At 62.9% G+C, this 15,317-nt stretch carries 16 protein-coding genes and 1 pseudogene; 11 read left to right on the plus strand and 6 right to left on the minus strand.

Annotated features, from left to right (window positions below; translation table 11 throughout):
• The first annotated feature begins 8 nt into the window (after window positions 1-8).
• Window positions 9-1,487 (plus strand): efflux transporter outer membrane subunit, encoded by a 1,479-nt coding sequence (locus tag JHD62_RS10925; protein ID WP_199102910.1) that lies wholly within the window; start codon window positions 9-11, stop codon window positions 1,485-1,487.
• Between the two features lie 17 nt (window positions 1,488-1,504).
• Complete coding sequence (locus JHD62_RS10930) at window positions 1,505-1,687, plus strand: hypothetical protein (RefSeq protein ID WP_199102911.1); 183 nt, start codon at window positions 1,505-1,507, stop codon at window positions 1,685-1,687.
• Between the two features lie 62 nt (window positions 1,688-1,749).
• Here the strand turns inward: JHD62_RS10930 and JHD62_RS10935 are convergent, their stop codons facing one another.
• From JHD62_RS10935 to JHD62_RS10955, 5 genes are all read right to left on the minus strand, one after another.
• A complete protein-coding gene (locus JHD62_RS10935) occupies window positions 1,750-2,664 on the minus strand; it encodes a carbohydrate kinase (protein WP_199102912.1) in 915 nt (304 codons plus the stop codon).
• Window positions 2,661-4,088 (minus strand): glycoside hydrolase family 32 protein, encoded by a 1,428-nt coding sequence (locus tag JHD62_RS10940; protein WP_199102913.1) that lies wholly within the window; start codon window positions 4,086-4,088, stop codon window positions 2,661-2,663. The genes JHD62_RS10935 and JHD62_RS10940 overlap by 4 nt, the downstream gene beginning before the upstream one ends.
• Window positions 4,078-5,460, minus strand: a complete 1,383-nt coding sequence (locus JHD62_RS10945; protein WP_199102914.1) for a sucrose-specific PTS transporter subunit IIBC — start codon at window positions 5,458-5,460, stop codon at window positions 4,078-4,080. The genes JHD62_RS10940 and JHD62_RS10945 overlap by 11 nt, the downstream gene beginning before the upstream one ends.
• 55 nt (window positions 5,461-5,515) lie before the next feature.
• A complete protein-coding gene (locus JHD62_RS10950) occupies window positions 5,516-6,544 on the minus strand; it encodes a LacI family DNA-binding transcriptional regulator (RefSeq protein ID WP_199102915.1) in 1,029 nt (342 codons plus the stop codon).
• Between the two features lie 109 nt (window positions 6,545-6,653).
• The gene (locus JHD62_RS10955; protein ID WP_199102916.1) at window positions 6,654-7,571 is read right to left on the minus strand and encodes a LysR family transcriptional regulator; all 918 of its coding nucleotides are present in this window, start codon (window positions 7,569-7,571) and stop codon (window positions 6,654-6,656) included.
• Window positions 7,572-7,684: 113 nt separating this feature from the next.
• On the opposite strand from JHD62_RS10955, the gene JHD62_RS10960 reads away from it, so the two are divergent.
• Window positions 7,685-8,191 (plus strand): SRPBCC domain-containing protein, encoded by a 507-nt coding sequence (locus tag JHD62_RS10960; RefSeq protein ID WP_199102917.1) that lies wholly within the window; start codon window positions 7,685-7,687, stop codon window positions 8,189-8,191.
• Between the two features lie 74 nt (window positions 8,192-8,265).
• On the opposite strand, the gene JHD62_RS10965 is transcribed toward JHD62_RS10960, so the two are convergent.
• Window positions 8,266-9,024, minus strand: a complete 759-nt coding sequence (locus JHD62_RS10965) for an SDR family NAD(P)-dependent oxidoreductase (RefSeq protein WP_199102918.1) — start codon at window positions 9,022-9,024, stop codon at window positions 8,266-8,268.
• A gap of 133 nt (window positions 9,025-9,157) precedes the next feature.
• Here JHD62_RS10965 and JHD62_RS10970 point away from each other — a divergent pair, with 133 nt between their 5' ends.
• The 8 genes and pseudogenes from JHD62_RS10970 to JHD62_RS11005 all read left to right on the plus strand — a co-directional run.
• Entirely contained in the window at window positions 9,158-10,081 is a 924-nt protein-coding gene (locus JHD62_RS10970; protein WP_199102919.1) for a LysR family transcriptional regulator, read from the plus strand.
• 162 nt (window positions 10,082-10,243) lie between these two features.
• A complete protein-coding gene (locus JHD62_RS10975) occupies window positions 10,244-10,462 on the plus strand; it encodes a molybdopterin-binding protein (RefSeq protein WP_045847830.1) in 219 nt (72 codons plus the stop codon).
• Between the two features lie 9 nt (window positions 10,463-10,471).
• Complete coding sequence (locus tag JHD62_RS10980) at window positions 10,472-11,062, plus strand: malonic semialdehyde reductase (protein ID WP_199102920.1); 591 nt, start codon at window positions 10,472-10,474, stop codon at window positions 11,060-11,062.
• 195 nt (window positions 11,063-11,257) lie between these two features.
• On the plus strand, window positions 11,258-12,070 hold the full coding sequence (locus JHD62_RS10985) for a MetQ/NlpA family ABC transporter substrate-binding protein (RefSeq protein ID WP_199102921.1): 813 nt from the start codon (window positions 11,258-11,260) through the stop codon (window positions 12,068-12,070).
• 11 nt (window positions 12,071-12,081) lie between these two features.
• Window positions 12,082-13,212 (plus strand): methionine ABC transporter ATP-binding protein, encoded by a 1,131-nt coding sequence (locus tag JHD62_RS10990; RefSeq protein WP_199102922.1) that lies wholly within the window; start codon window positions 12,082-12,084, stop codon window positions 13,210-13,212.
• The gene (locus tag JHD62_RS10995) at window positions 13,205-13,858 is read left to right on the plus strand and encodes a methionine ABC transporter permease (RefSeq protein ID WP_199102923.1); all 654 of its coding nucleotides are present in this window, start codon (window positions 13,205-13,207) and stop codon (window positions 13,856-13,858) included. The genes JHD62_RS10990 and JHD62_RS10995 overlap by 8 nt, the downstream gene beginning before the upstream one ends.
• A gap of 14 nt (window positions 13,859-13,872) precedes the next feature.
• Window positions 13,873-15,078: an SfnB family sulfur acquisition oxidoreductase gene (locus tag JHD62_RS11000; protein WP_199102924.1), complete on the plus strand. Its 1,206-nt coding sequence runs from the start codon at window positions 13,873-13,875 to the stop codon at window positions 15,076-15,078.
• 12 nt (window positions 15,079-15,090) lie between these two features.
• A pseudogene (locus JHD62_RS11005) lies at window positions 15,091-15,317 on the plus strand (SfnB family sulfur acquisition oxidoreductase); the annotation flags it as partial.

The raw sequence follows: 15,317 nt of genomic DNA on the forward strand, positions 1-15,317 counted from the left end.
GCGGATAGATGATCAACAGAATCACCCTGGGCCTGTTGCTGGCGGCTGCGCTAAGCGCCTGCGCCACACCGCCCGCCATCGATGGCAGCCAGCTGCCGGCCACCCCGGCCAGCTTCAAGAACCCGCCAGCGGCCACACTGGCCGACGGCAGCTGGACGCTGGCCGCCCCGGCCGATGCAGCCACCCGTGGCGACTGGTGGCTGGCGTATCAGGACAGCACGCTGAACCGGCTGATCGACAGCGCGCTGCAACACAATACCGACCTCGCCGCAGCGGCGGCCCGTCTGCAACAGGCCCGTGCCGCACTGGGCGTGGCCGATGCCGACCGCATGCCGCAGCTGGGCGTGAATGTCGGCAATGCGCGCGGCACGCAGGCCGGGGCCGGGCCGTCCGGTACCAGCTTGCTGAGCAGCAGCAACACCACGCCGGTGAAGCTGACCAGCGTCGGGGCCAATTTCAGCTATGAAATCGACCTGGCTGGTCGCCTGTCTGGTGCCAGTCGCGCCGCCGCGCTGGATGCCGAAGCCAGTGCCGCGTTGCTGCAGGGCAGTCGTCTGCTGGTTGCCAGTCAGGTGGCACAGACTTACTTCAGCCTGCGCCTGCTAGACCAGCAACGCCAGCTGCTGCAAGACACCGTGCAGTCCTATGCCCGCACCGCACAACTCACCCGCCAGCGCTATCAGGCCGGGGAGGAGTCCGGCCTGTCACTGGCGCGCATCGAAGCCGACAGCGAAGCCACCCGCGCCCAGGCCATTGCGCTGGACCGGCAGCGCGCCCAGCTGGAAAACGCACTGGCAGTGCTGACCGGCCAGCCGGCGTCCGGCTTCCATCTGGAAGAAAGCAGCTGGAATGCCAGCCTGCCGCAGATTCCCGCCGGCTTGCCCGCTGCCATGCTGGCGCGCCGTCCTGATGTGGCAGCCGCCCAGCGCAAGCTGCTGGCCGCCCAGACCCGCGTCGGCGTGGCGCAAGCCGCCTGGTTTCCCGACCTGACACTGACCTCGGCCGGTGGCTATGCCAGCTCGCAGCTGCGCGACATCTTCCGCTGGTCGGCTCGCGCCTGGTCGGTGGAAGGCCTGCTGTCCCTGCCGCTGCTGGATGGCGGCCGCCGTCAGGCACTGCTGGGGTCGGCCCGTGCCGACATGGACGTGGCGATGGCGGATTACCGCCACAGCATCCTGCAGTCTCTGGCAGAAGTGGAGGATTCGCTCAGCGACATCCGCCTGCTGGCGCAGCAGGAAGCCGCCCAGCAGCAAGCAGTGGACAGCGCAGCCCGCGCCAGCGCGCTGGCCGACTCGCGCTATCGCAACGGCCAGACCGGCCAGCTGGAACTGCTGGATGCCCAGCGCAGCGAGCTGAGCATCCGGCGTCAGGCCTTGAGCATCCGTCAGGACCGCTACCTGGCTTCGCTCAGCCTGATCCGTGCGTTGGGCGGCAGCTGGGATGCCAGCGTCCCCCAGCCAACATCACCAAATCCGAAACCGATTTAAAATTCAAAGGAAACAGCATGAACAAATTCATCGCCCCCATCCTGCTGCTGGTGGCATGCAGCAGCCAGGTTTTTGCCTCCGATACTCCGGCGCAAAGCCAGACAACCCAGCAACATGCCCAGCGCAATGCCAATGATGCCTTCTGCACCGCCGGAACCCCGTGCGAGGTAAACCGCCAGCGTGCGGGCGAGCATCACTGAGATTTTGTTTGAGAAATAAAAAAGGCCATGCACTGCATGGCCTTTTTTATTGATTACGGCACTCAGCCAGAGTGCTTAGCCAACAACTGCGCTACTTCATCCGGTGTGGGCGCATGCGCACCATGCTGTCTGGCAGTGCAGGCCGCTGCGGTGGTAACAAAGCGCAGCAAGTCTTGCGGCATGGCCTCCGGCTGGTGCAGCAAGTGCGTCATCCAGCTACCCATGGCCGTGTCGCCGCAGCCCACGGTGTCGGCCACGCTAACGGGCAGGGCGGCCTGTTGGTATTGTTGGCCGTTGGCAAACAGCGTCATGCCGTCGGCACCCCGGGTGAACAGGATGCTGGCTTGCGGGGCCTGTCGCCGCAAGGTGGCCAGCGCAGCGTGCTTGTCCAGCCCGGGATACAGGCCGAACAGGTCGTCGTCCGCCACCTTGATGTAGTCGGCCAGGCATAGCATGGCGTTGAAATGTGCCCGGTAGCCCGGCGTGTGCATGCTGTTGCGGAAGTTGGGGTCAAAGGCAATCCGGCAGCCTTGCGCCGCCAGCTGCCTGGCCAGTTGCACCAGGCGACTGGCCAGTGGTTCGCGCGCCAGGCTGATGCAGCCAAAATGGGCAATGCGCACCGACTGTTCCCAATCCGCAGGCAAGCGGGCGGGGTCGAAGTGCAGGTCGGCACTGTTGTCGCCAATGAAAAAATATTGTGGTGGCCGGGTGGATGGCACCATGGCCAGCAGCGGCGGGTAGGGCAGTTGCTGGGTGTAGCGCATGTCCAGGCCCGCTGCTTGCGCGCCTTGCCACAGGGCATCGCCAAAACGGTCCTGGCTGACGGCTCCGGCAAAGGCTGCCCGGGCACCCAGCCGTGCCGCCACGCGGGCCACGTTCCAGCAGGAGCCGCCCGGATAGTCTTGCCAGCGGCCATCGTCTTGCAGGATGAAGTCGGTCAGTGCTTCACCAAAAACCAGATAGTGCGGGTGCGTCATGCTGTCAGGCTTTCTCCGCTTGCGGCCATGCGTACCGGCATGGCATTGAGTGGCCAGAACGCCAGTTGTTCGATATGGATGTCGCCCTCTGCCTGCAGGCTGATGCCCTTGGCGTCTGCATCGGGGAAGATGCAGGCCGACATCACCACCGTGCCATCGGCAGCAAATACTTCCAGCGTGCTGCGATCCAGCAGCAGATGCAGTTGCAGGCTGTGGCCAGCGGGGAGTGGTGCGCGGCTGATACGGCCTTGTGCGCTGCCGCTGTGACGGGTGTCCAGCAATAGCTCGGCCGTGGCCGGCAGCCAGCTCAGCCGGGTGTGGCAGTGCTGGCCTTGTCGCAAGACAAGGTGACAGGCGCTGCCGTCCTTACTATGCAGACGGAGTTGCAGCTCGGCGCACTCACCATGCACGGCTGCATGCTGCCATTCATCCTTGATGGATTGGCCAGTGAGGAATACGCCCTCACCACGCAAGGCTTGCAGTGCCGGGTGCGGCTGCTGGCTGAGCAGGCCATCACGCCAGCTCAGCAGCCGTGGTGCGCTCAGGCAGTGGCTCCAGCCATCTGCCACGCTGGGGGTGTCGGGCTGTTCTGGCCGTCCCATCCAGCCCCACAGGATGTGTTCCCCATGCGGGCCGTGCAGGGTTTGCGGGGCATAGAAGTCCGGGCCGTAATCCAGTGCGTGCGGAGGATCAAACACAGCGCCGCCCAGCTGCCTGCTGGTGTAGCAGCTGGCATTGGCATTGGGCCAGGGCCAGTCTGCGCCGGCCTGCCCTTGCGGGCAGAACAGCAGCAACTGGCGGTGTTGCAGGGTGAGCAGGTCCGGGCATTCGCACATATAGCCGTTGTCGCTGCCGGGTAGCAGCTCGCCGCGCAGCGTCCAGCGTTCCAGCGTAGGGCTGTGAAAATGCAGCACCGTGCCACTGCCGTTGTTGCGCTGCGCGCCCAGCACCAGATGAAAACCGTCCCAGTCACGCCACAGGCGTGGGTCACGGAAATGGCTGGTATAGCCTGCGGGCGGCTGCTCCAGCGTCGGGCCCAGCTTGGTGAAGTGGATGCCGTCATCCGACATCGCCAGGCATTGATAGCTGTGGCGCACTTCGCCATCGCGCACATTGCCGGTGTAAATCAGCCACAGCCGCTCATCCATTACCCAGGCGGAGCCGGAATAACAGCCGTGGCTGTCATAACGCTCGCCCGGTTGCAGGGCGGGCGGGTGCAGGGTCCAGTCCAGCAGGTCCGGGCTGCTGGCATGGCCCCATGATTTGGCACCATGTGTGCAGGCATTGGGGTTCCACTGGAAAAACACATGGTAACGCCCGGCAAAATAAACCAGTCCGTTGGGGTCGTTCAGCAGCCCTTGCGGGGGCGACAGGTGAAAGGCCGGTCGCCAGTTGCCCGTGGCTGCGGGGGACTTATTGCTCACGCTTTGCATCCTGTGTTTTCAGGCCAAACAGCCAACTGGCGGCAAAGGCGCTGCCAAAGGCAATCAGCAGGCCGGCAATGTAAGACAGCATGCTGCCCGCCGGGACAATGGCAATGCCGGGCAGGCCGGTAACGCCGATGGCGCTCATCGACACCTGGTTGAACACCACCCAGGCACCGCCCAGTGCGCCACCCAGTGCCGCGGCGACAAAGGGACGGACAAAGCGCAGGTTGACACCAAAGATGGCAGCCTCGGTAATGCCCAGCAGGCAGGACAGGGCGGCCGGCAGGGCGATCTGCCTGACCTTGTTGTCACGGGTGCGGAAAAACACCGCCAGCGCGGCACCGCCTTGCGCCACATTGGCCATCGACCAGATGGGCAGCAGGAAATTCTTGCCGATGGCCGGATTGCTGAGCAAGCCGGCTTCGATGGCATGGAAGCTGTGATGCACACCGGTAATCACCACCAGCGAATACAGGCCACCAAACAGCAGGCCGGCCAGTGCGCCGCCATGCTGGTAGATCAGCATCAGGCTGATGGAAATGGCATCTCCCAGCATGCGGCCGAAGGGGCCGATCAGCAGCAGCGCAATCAGCGCACTGCACATCAGCGTGAGAAACGGGGTAAGGATCAGGTCCAGGCTGTTGGGGACGATGCGGCGCAACTGGCGCTCGATATGACTTTGCACCCATACCGCCAGCAACACCGGCAACACCGTACCCTGGTAGCCCACCTTGGCCACATGCATGCCGAACAGCGTCCAGTATTCATGAATGCCGGAACCAACCGTCCAGGCATTCTGCAGGGCAGGGTGAATCATGATGCCGCCCAGCGCGGCTGCCAGGAAAGGGTTGCAGCCGAATTCGCGCGCGGCGGAGAAGGCAATCAGGATGGGCAGAAACACGAAGGCCGTGTTGGAGAACATGTCCACCATCTGCAGCCAGGGTGTGTCACTGGCCAGCCCCAGTGTCTTGGCGGTGCCGATGACGCCCATCAGCAGGCCGCAGGCCACGATGACCGGGATGATGGGCACAAAGATATTGGACAGCGTCTGCGCCAGTCGCTGGGCCAGCCCCAGGCGGGCTGCCGCCAGTTGCTTGCTTTCCTGGGTAGAGGCCTGATTCAGCCCGGTACTGGCAATCAGCGCCGCGCAGACGTGGTTGACCACCCCTTGCCCCAGCACGATCTGGAACTGACCACCATTGACAAAGCTGCCTTTCACGCTGTCCAGCGCATCCAGCGCGGCCTTGTCCACCCGCTGCGTGTCGCGTAGCACCAGGCGTAGCCGGGTGGCGCAATGGGCAATGCTGTCGATGTTCTCTGCGCCGCCCACCAGAGGCAGGATATCAGCGGCAATTTGTTGGTAATTCATTGTCTCCTCCATATGGTAACGTTACCACATTTGCGTTTTAAAAAGCCCCATCGTGTTACGGGGCCAACTGCCGTGCGCTATCGCGCATCTTGATGGTGAACGGCATCACCAGCTTGCTGTTGGTGGCCGTCTTTTGCTGCAACTGGTCCAGCAGCAATTGCGCTGCCTGGCGGCCACTGGCCTGGTAATCGTAATGCACGGTGGAAAGGCGCGGCTGCATCATGGCGGCAATATCGATATCGCCCATGCCGGCCACCGAAACATCTTGCGGCACGCGCAAGCCCAGTTCTGCCAGACGGCTGATGGCGCCAATGGCCAGCCGGTCGGTAGCAGCCAGCAGGGCAGTGGGCCGCTGCGACAGGGCCATCAGCTGGTCCACGGCCTGTGCCGCGCTGGCAAAATCAAAGCCGCCAGCGGTCATCAGGGCTTCATCCGGCACAAGGCCTGCCGCTGTCAGGGCGTTCTGGTAACCGCGTTTGCGTTCGCCGCCTACTTGAACGTCACGGGCATTGACGCCGATAAAGCCAATGCGCCGATGGCCGCGCTGCAGCAATGCCTGCGTCAGGGCGGTGGAGGCGGCACATTCGTCCTGCAATACGCAGCTGAGGCCCAGGTCCGATGCATCCTGACCCAGCACCACCAGCGGGCGTTGCAGCATGGCAAAAGCCTGGCGGTGCTGCTCGCCCAGTTCCGCAGCCAGCAGCAGCACGCCGTTGACGCGTTGCTCCTTGAACAGTTGCAGGGCTTTGAGTTCGCGCTCGGCCTGATTGTCGGTATGCGCCAGCAGCAGGCTGTAGCCCGCTGCTTCCAGCACGGCGGAAATGCCCGCCACCATGGCGCTGATGCTGTAGGAGTCGATACGCGGAATCACCACGCCCACCAGCGAGGACTGTTTGCGCTGCAAGCCCTTGGCCACGGCGCTGGGGACAAAGCCGGTGGCGGCAATCACCCGTTCGATGCGCTCGCGTACCTCGGCCTTGACATAGCCGGACTGGTTGAGCACCCGCGACACGGTGGAGACGGAAGTCTGCGCCAGCGCAGCCACTTCGCGAATGCTGTTGGCAGTTTGTGGTAACGTTTCCATGTTGCGCAGGCTAACCGCAGGGCCGGGGCCTTGTCAATCGGCTTGGCTGTTGTGTGGCTGGTGTATTGCGTGGTGGGGCAGGGCCTGCCTGTGCGGCTTCTGGCCGGTTTCAGGCAGGCTGGCGCAGCCGGGCCAGCAGAAAGTCGACAAATGCCCGCACCCGGGCCGACAGGTGACGGTTTTGCGGGTAGGTGACGGAAAACTGCCGGGCTCGGCCAGCGTGATCCGGCATCACTTCCACCAGCTCGCCGCGTGCCAGTGCGGGCGCAGCAATGAAATGGTAGGTCTGGAACAGTCCGCCTCCGGCCATCCCCCAGCTGATGCAGCCCTGGGCATCGTCCAGCAGGCGCAGGCGACTATGGAACTGATAGTCCAGCGGCTGGCCATCCGGTAGCGTCAGCAGCCATGGCATGGCGCGGCCGGTGCTGGGGAGGATGAATTGCAGACAGTCATGCCCGGCCAGCTCATCCATCTGCTGTGGCACGCCGCGCCGGGCGAGATAACCGGGTGTGGCAAAAATGCCCAGTGTGGCATCTTCCAGCTTCTGCACCACCAGGCGGGAATCCTGTGGCGTGCCGATGCGGATGGCCAGGTCGTAACCTTCTTCGACAATATCGGCCACCCGGTTGGATAGGCTCAGCTCCAGTTCGATCTGCGGATAGGCGCTGGTGAATGCCTCCAGCACGGGCAGCAGCCGGTAGTTGGCGTACAAGGTGCCAACACTGATGCGCAGCAAGCCGCTGGGTACTTTCTGCTGGCCGGTAATGGCGCGTTCGGCTGCGGCAATCTGTTCCAGTGCCTGGCGGCACTCTTGCCAGTACAGCTCGCCTTCGTGGGTCAGCCGCATGGTGCGTGTGGTGCGTGCAAACAGGCGTACCCCCAGCCGTTCTTCCAGCCGCTTGATGGCCCGGCTGACTGAGGCTGGCGTCAGCCCCAGCGCTTCTGCGGCAGCGGAAAAGCTGCGCAGCTCTGCCGCTTTGCAAAACAGGGCGATGGTGCTGATCTGGGTGGCATCGAATACTGGCATTTTTGTTCTTTGATGTAATAGATAATGTGATTTTAGCGCCATTTATTCATTGATGTGTGCTGCGTACAGTAGCAGCAGACTTTCTTACTGTTAACTGCCGCAAGGAAAACATCATGAGTGACATTATCTGGCCCGCTGGCTATGTACCCGGCTTTACCGACAATTACTGTTCCAATGAGGTGATTGTGACTGGCGTGACCATCGAAAAACTGTGGACCCTGCTCAACACCCCGCATCTGTGGCCCAGCTACTATGCCAATTCGGCCAATACCCGTTTTTACGATGGCAAGGGGCCAGAGCTGGCCATGGGCGACCGTTTTTACTTTGAAACCTTCGGCTTCCCGGTGGAGGCGCAAGTAGTGGAGCATGTCGCTCCCGTCCCGGGACAAGCGGCGCGCATTGCCTGGCATGGCTGGGCCGGCAGCACGGCGGAAGACAGGCTGGATGTGCATCACGCCTGGCTGATTGAAGAACTGTCGGCCGGACGGGTGCGCATCCTCACCCAGGAAACCCAGCTGGGCAAGCCGGCGCAGGCATTGGCACAAGCCAAACCCAATCCCATGATCAACGGTCATCAGGACTGGCTGGACGGCATGGTGGCGGCTGCACGGCAGTCGTGAACGTGGCCGGAGGGCAGTCCGCGTCGCATTCCTGCGCCGGACAGCCTCCCGGTCTTGTACTGACGACGATGTGCTTACAGCATCATCCCGCCCGATGCCTCAATCCGCTGGCCGGTAATCCAGTTGCTGTCCGATGTCAGCAAGGCGGCGATGGCGTCGCCAATGTCGTCCGGCAGTCCGGCGCGGCCCATGGCGGTATTGGCTGCAATCATGGCATTCACCTGCGGGTTGTCACGCGTGTGGCCGCCGCCGAAGTCGGTTTCGATGGCACCGGGCGCCAGCACGTTTACCGAAATGCCACGCGGGCCCAGCTCTTTGGCCAGGTAGCGGGTGAGGGTTTCCACCGCGCCTTTCATGGTGGCGTAGGCGGCATAGCCAGGGAAGCTGAAGCGGGCCAGGCCGCTGGAGACGTTGAGGATACGCCCGCCATCGGCTATCAAGTGCAGCAGGGTCTGGGTGAGGAAGAACACCCCCTTCAGGTGCACATTCATCAGTGCGTCGAATTGTTCCTCGGTGGTTTCGGCAAAGCTGCCGTAAATGCCCATGCCGGCATTGTTTACCAGATGGTGAATCTGCCCGGTTTGCCATTTGTCCTGCAGCAGGGTTTTCAGCTGTTCGGCAAAGGTGGCAAAGCTGCGCACATTGCCCGCATCCAGCTGCAGCGCCGCAGCGCGACGGCCCAGTTGTTCTAGCTGGCGGACCAGGGCGTCGGCTTCGTCCTGCCGGGTGTGGTAGGTGATGATGACATCGATGCCCCTGGCGGCAAGCTTGAGTGCTGCATTCTTGCCAAGGCCACGGCTGCCGCCGGTGATAAGTGCGATGCGTTGTTGCATGGTGTTCTCCTGCGAGAGGTGGAGTGGGGCATTGCCTGCCGGATGCTGTGCAGTCTATTGCTGATTAATTTGCCGATAAACATGCAATTTATGGCTAGACTGTCCAGTATTTAGTAACAATCAGGTGCCAGTCATGAATCAACTCGACGCCATGCAGGTTTTTGTCCGCGTTGCCGAACTCTCCGGTTTCACTGCTGCGGCAGAAAGCCTGGGGTTGCCCAAAGCAACGGTTTCGCTGGCAGTGCAGCAGCTGGAAAACCAGCTTGGCACCCGCTTGCTGCACCGGACCACGCGCAGCGTGCAACTGACGCAGGACGGGCAGGTAGTGCTGGAGCGCTGCAAGGACCTGCTGGCTGACATGAGCGAATTGCAGCAGATGTTTCGCAAACAGCCTGCCGCGCTCAGCGGCCGCTTGCGGGTGGACATGCCGCTGGCCATTGCGCGCGAGCTGGTGATTCCGCAGCTGCCGGATTTTTTACGCCAGCATCCGGCCTTGCAGCTGGAATTGAGCAGCACCGACCGGCGGGTGGACCTGGTGCGTGAGGGCTTTGACTGTGTGTTGCGGGTGGGAGCCTTGCTGGATTCCAGTCTGATTGCCAGGCCGGTCGGGCAGTACCGGATGATCAACTGCGCCAGCCCGCGCTATATCGCCGAACACGGCATGCCACAGTCACCGGCCGATCTGGCGCAGCACCAGTTGGTGCACTACCTGAACAACTTTGGCGGGCGTGACCCCGGCTTTGAGTATGTCGATCCGGACGCGCCGGACATGCTGCGCCATGTGGCCATGGCTGGTGTGCTCACGGTGAACAATTCCGAGGCCTACACCGCAGCCTGCCTGGCGGGCCTTGGCATCGTGCAGTCTCCCGAGCCGGGCATGCGCAGCTATCTTGCCAGCGGACAGCTGGTGGAAATACTGCCTGACTATCGCCCGGCACCAATGCCGATTTCCTTCATCTATGCCAACCGTCGCCAGCTGCCGCAGCGGGTGCAGGTATTCATGAACTGGATGACCGCCTTGTTGCAGTCCCGTTTGCAGGACGCTGCTGCCGGCTGAGTGCGGCGCTGTCGGTGATGAGGGGCGACCAAGGTGCTAACGCATTATTGCTGTTAAGCAATGCAGTTTTTCTTGCTTAGTGAGGTGTCCCGGCTCTGGTAGCGTGTCAGTCGTCAGGCAGGCGCATGACTTGCCAGCTTTCACGCATATCAAGGAGTCAGCATGAGCATTCAATCCCTCAATGTCCGCAACCAGTTCAAGGGCGTGATCAAGGAAATCCTGGAAGGGCCGGTCCTGTCCGAAGTGGATGTGGAAACCGCCTCCGGCATTGTCACCTCGGTGATTACCACCCGTTCGGTACGCGAGCTGCAACTGAAAGTGGGCTCGCCGGTGATTGCCTTCGTCAAGTCCACCGAAGTATCCATCGCCACGCTGGCGTAAGGAGCAGGCATGAGCGCCATTCTGCCCGAAGCCGCCTTGCAACAGCTGTTTGTGGCGGCCCGTTCCAATCACCGCTTCCAGGACAAACCGGTCACTGAGGCCACCATTCGCCAGTTGTACGACTTGCTGAAATGGGGGCCGACTGCCTTCAACGGCCAGCCGGGCCGTTACCTGTTCATTCACAGTGCCGAGGCGCGGGAAAAACTGCTGCCTGCATTGTCGTCCGGCAATCGTGACAAGACCGCAGCGGCACCGCTTACCGTGGTGCTGGCCTGGGACCCGGCCTTTCATCAACATCTGCCTGCGCAGTTTCCGGCCTACGACGCCAAGGGCTTTTATGATGGCCTGCCGCAACTGGTGGAACCGCATGCGCGGCTGAATGCCAGCCTGCAAGCGGCCTACCTGATTCTGGCTGCCCGAGCACTGGGGCTGGATGCCGGGCCGATGGCCGGGTTTGATGCCGCTGCCGTGGATGCTGCCTTCTTCCCGGATGGCCAGTGGCGCAGCCTGCTGGTGGTAAACCTGGGCTATGGCGTGACGGAAGGCTTGCCGCCGCGCGGGCCGCGACTTGAGTTCGAGCAGGCTGCTGCCATCGTCTGACCGGATTACGCATGTGAAGCTGTTGGCCGCTCATGTGTATGCATGGGCGGTTTTTGTCGTCATTTGACCGTATTTATCTGAATTTAAGATATAAAACGGCGATTTTATTGGTTTGTTGATGCATGCCGGATGGTTAGTCTGTCCCCTGAATGTGCTGCCCACCCACTTGCGGCAGCCACCATCAGGGAGTCTGCAATGCAGTCATCAACAATCAAATTTTCACGCTGGGGCGGTGTGCTGGCCACGCTGTTGCTGGCTGTCAGTACGCTGGCCGTGGCCGGTCCCAATGGCATCAAGGTGGGGGTGTCCTCCACCCCGCAAATCGAATCGCTGCAAATCGCGGTGAAGGAAGCCAAGGCCCAGGGCCTGAATGTGGAGCTGGTGGAGTTTTCCGACTGGAACACGCCCAATGCCGCACTGGCCAATGGCGATATCGATGTCAATTATTTCCAGCACATTCCGTTTCTGGAAAACGCCAAGAAGCAGGGCGGTTACGACTTTGTGCCGATTGCCCCCGGCACCATCATGAAAATCGGCCTGTATTCGCACAAATGGAAATCCTTTGCCCAGATTCCGGTGGGCGGCAAGGTAGCCATTGCCGGTGACCCGGTGAATGGCGGCCGTGGCTTGCTGCTGCTGGAAAAAGCCGGGCTGATCAAGCTCAAGCCCGGCCTGGGTTACAAGGCCACCATCCAGGACATCGTGGCCAATCCGCGCAAGCTGCAGATCGTGCAGCTGGAAGCCTCGCAACTGGCGCGCTCGCTGGATGATGTGGATCTGGCGCAAGGCTACCCGTCCTTCCTCAAACTGGCGGGCGACAACCCGGACAATGCCCTGCTGTTTGACGGGCTGGAAAACAGGATTTACGCCCTGCAATGGGTGGTGCGCAAACAGGATGTGAACAATGCGCAAATCCGCCGCTTCATTGCCATCTATCAGCAATCAAAGCAGGTGCGTGCCTCGCTGGACAAGGTGTTCGGCAAGTTGTACGCCCCGGCCTGGCTGTGAGGGAGAGACGCATGAATGCTTTGGCAGAGGCAATCCGGCCTGAGGTAGTACAAGGCCCGGCCTTGTGGCAGCGCGAGGCGGAACCCGCCGGGGAGGCGCTGGTGAGCTTCCGGCAGGTGGGGCGTCAGTTCCAGGCTGGCGGCCGCAGCGTGCAGGCCTTGCAGGATGTGAGCTTTGACATCCGGCGTGGCGAAATTTTCGGCATCATCGGCCGCAGCGGCGCGGGCAAGTCCACCTTGCTGCGTACCATCAACCGGCTGGAGTCACCTGGCAGCGGCCAGGTGCTGGTGGCGGGCAAGGATTTGTCCGGCCTGAACGAAGCCCAGCTGGCGCAGGCACGGCGTGGCATCGGCATGATTTTCCAGCACTTCAACCTGCTGTCCTCGCGCACGGTGGCGCAGAACATCGGCCTGCCCTTGAAGATAGCCGGGCTGCCGCAGGCCGAGATTGACGCCCGCGTCGACAGCCTGCTGCAACTGGTGGGGCTGGAGGGCAAGCGCGATGTCTATCCGTCACGCTTGTCCGGCGGCCAGAAGCAGCGGGTGGGCATTGCCCGCGCGCTGGTGCATCAGCCGGAACTGCTGCTGTGCGACGAAGCCACCTCGGCACTGGACCCGGAAACCACCCAGTCGATTCTGGCGCTGCTGCGCGATATCAACCGTCAACTCAAGGTCACCGTGGTGCTGATTACCCACGAAATGGCCGTCATCCGTGAGGTGTGCGACCGCGTGGCCGTGCTGGAAGCGGGCAAGGTGGTGGAGCTGGGGCCGGTATGGCAGGTGTTTGGTGCACCGCAGGCCGATGCCACCCGCGCCTTGCTGGCCTCGCTGAATCATGAGCTGCCTGCTGATGTGGCCGGGCGCATCGTGCAGGAACCGGCCAGTGCTCAGTCGGAACTGCTGCTGGATGTGCGGCTGGATGGCGTCAGCGGGCAGGACCCGGCGCTGGGCCCGCTGGTGGCAGCCCTGGGGCCGGCCACCCGCCTGCTGCATGGCGGTGTGGAACGCATACAGGGCAGGGCGCAGGGCAGGCTGGTGCTGGCCTGCGCACCGCAGTCACGCAACCGGCTGGGCGATCTGGCCCGTCAGCTGGCCATTCCGGCCGGCAATATCCGCATCCTGGGGTACGTCGACCATGCCTGATTCTTTTGATCTGTATCTGACTGCCGCCTGGCAGACCCTGCAAATGGTCAGCGTGTCGGCGCTGGTGTCCGCCATTTTCGGCCTGACGCTGGCCTTGCTGCTGGTGACCACCGGCCCGGGCGATTTGTACGCCCGGCCCTGGCTCAACCGGGGTGTGGGCAGTGTGGTGAATGTGTTCCGCTCGGTGCCTTTCATCATTCTGCTGGTGGTGCTGCTGCCCTTCACCCGGCTGGTGGTGGGCACCACCATCGGCGTGTGGGCGGCGGTGGTGCCGCTGTCGGTGGCCGGTATTCCGTTTTTTGCCCGCATTGCCGAAGTCAGCCTGCGCGAAGTGGACCGCGGGCTGATTGAAGCAGTGCAGGCCATGGGCGGGCGCAAGCGCGATGTGTTGTGGCATGTGCTGCTGCCTGAAGCGCTGCCGGGCATTGTCTCCGGCCTCACCATCACCCTGGTGGCGATGATCGGCTCCTCGGCGATGGCTGGTGCCGTGGGGGCCGGTGGCCTGGGTGACGTGGCCATCCGCTATGGCTATCAGCGCTTTGATACCCAGGTGATGGTGTCTGTGCTCATCGGCCTGGTGGTGCTGGTCAGCGTGGTGCAGACCGCCGGTGACGTGCTGGCGCGTCGTCTCAATCATCGTCAATAAGCCGGAAACCATTCATGACTCAACAAGCATTCTTGCAAGAGGCCGCGCTGATCCGCAGCGATGCCGAAGCCCTGGAAGTGGCACGCCAGCTGGCGGCCGAGTTTGCCGTGGAAGCTGGTGTGCGCGACCGCGAGCGCCGCCTGCCCTGGGCCGAGCTGGCGCGCTATTCCGCCAGCGGCCTGGGCGGCATTACCGTGCCGCGCGAATTTGGTGGTGCTGGCGTCAGCCTGCTGACACTGTCGCGGGTGTTCCGCACCCTGTGCGCGGCCGACCCCTCGCTGGGGCAGATTCCGCAAAACCACTTTGCCGTGCTGGAGCTGTTCCCCCTGCTGGCCACGCCTGCCCAGCTGCGCTTCATCTATAGCGAAGTGCTGTCCGGGCGTCGTCTGGGCAATGCCGGGCCGGAAAAGGGCAAGCAGCCCATGCAGCAGCTCAGTACCCGGCTGAGCCGCGAGGCGGACGGCCTTTACCTGAGCGGCCAGCGTTTTTACTCCACCGGTGCCTTGTTTGCCGACTGGATTCCCACCCGCGCTCGCGATGAATCCGGCCTCACCGTACAGGTGCTGGTGCCACGGCATGCACCGGGCGTGGAGGTGATTGACGACTGGTCCTCGTTTGGCCAGCGCACCACCGCCAGCGGCAGCGTGCGCTTTGAGCGGGTGCGGGTGGAGGAGGCGCAACTGCTGCCGGTATGGCAACTGGCGGACCGTCCCAATCTCACCGGGCCGGTTTCGCAACTGATCCAGGCCAGTATTGACGCCGGTATTGCCGAAGCGGCACTGCGCGACGCCATTTTGTTTGTGCGTGAGCATGCCCGGCCCTGGCTGGATTCCGGCGTCAGTCGTGCCAGCGACGACCCGTATGTGATTCAGGCGGTGGCGCGCTTGCAGATCGACCTGCATGCCGCACTGGAAGTACTGGACGATGCCGCACGTACGCTGGACCGCCTGCGCACGGTCGAGGTGACGGATGCCATCAGCGCCGAGGCGTCCATTGCCGTGGCTGAAGCCAAGGTGCTGACCACCGAAATTGCCCTGCAAGCCAGTGAAAAGCTGTTCGAGCTGGCCGGTTCAGCCGCCACCCGTGCGCGCCACCAGCTGGACCGTCACTGGCGCAATGCCCGCGTGCACACCCTGCACGACCCGGTGCGCTGGAAGTACCACGCCATTGGCAATTACAGCCTGAACGGTGTGTTTCCGGCACGTCATCAATGGAATTGAAAGGAGAGCAGCATGAGTGAACTGGCTGCAGTGCGCCCGGTGCAGGGCCAGCAGGCCAAGCCGCAGGCGGCCCACCGAATCACCAGCGATGAAGAAGCGCTGGAACTGGCCCGCCACTGGGCTAGCGAATTTGCCCGCGACGCCGCCCGGCGCGACAGCGAGCGCATCCTGCCCTGGGCCGAGCTGGAAGGCTACAGCCAGAGCGGGCTGTGGGGCATTACCGTGCCGCGCAAATATGG

This window comes from Aquitalea sp. ASV11 (assembly GCF_016429185.1).
In the GTDB taxonomy this organism is placed as follows: Bacteria; Pseudomonadota; Gammaproteobacteria; order Burkholderiales; family Chromobacteriaceae; genus Aquitalea; species Aquitalea pelogenes.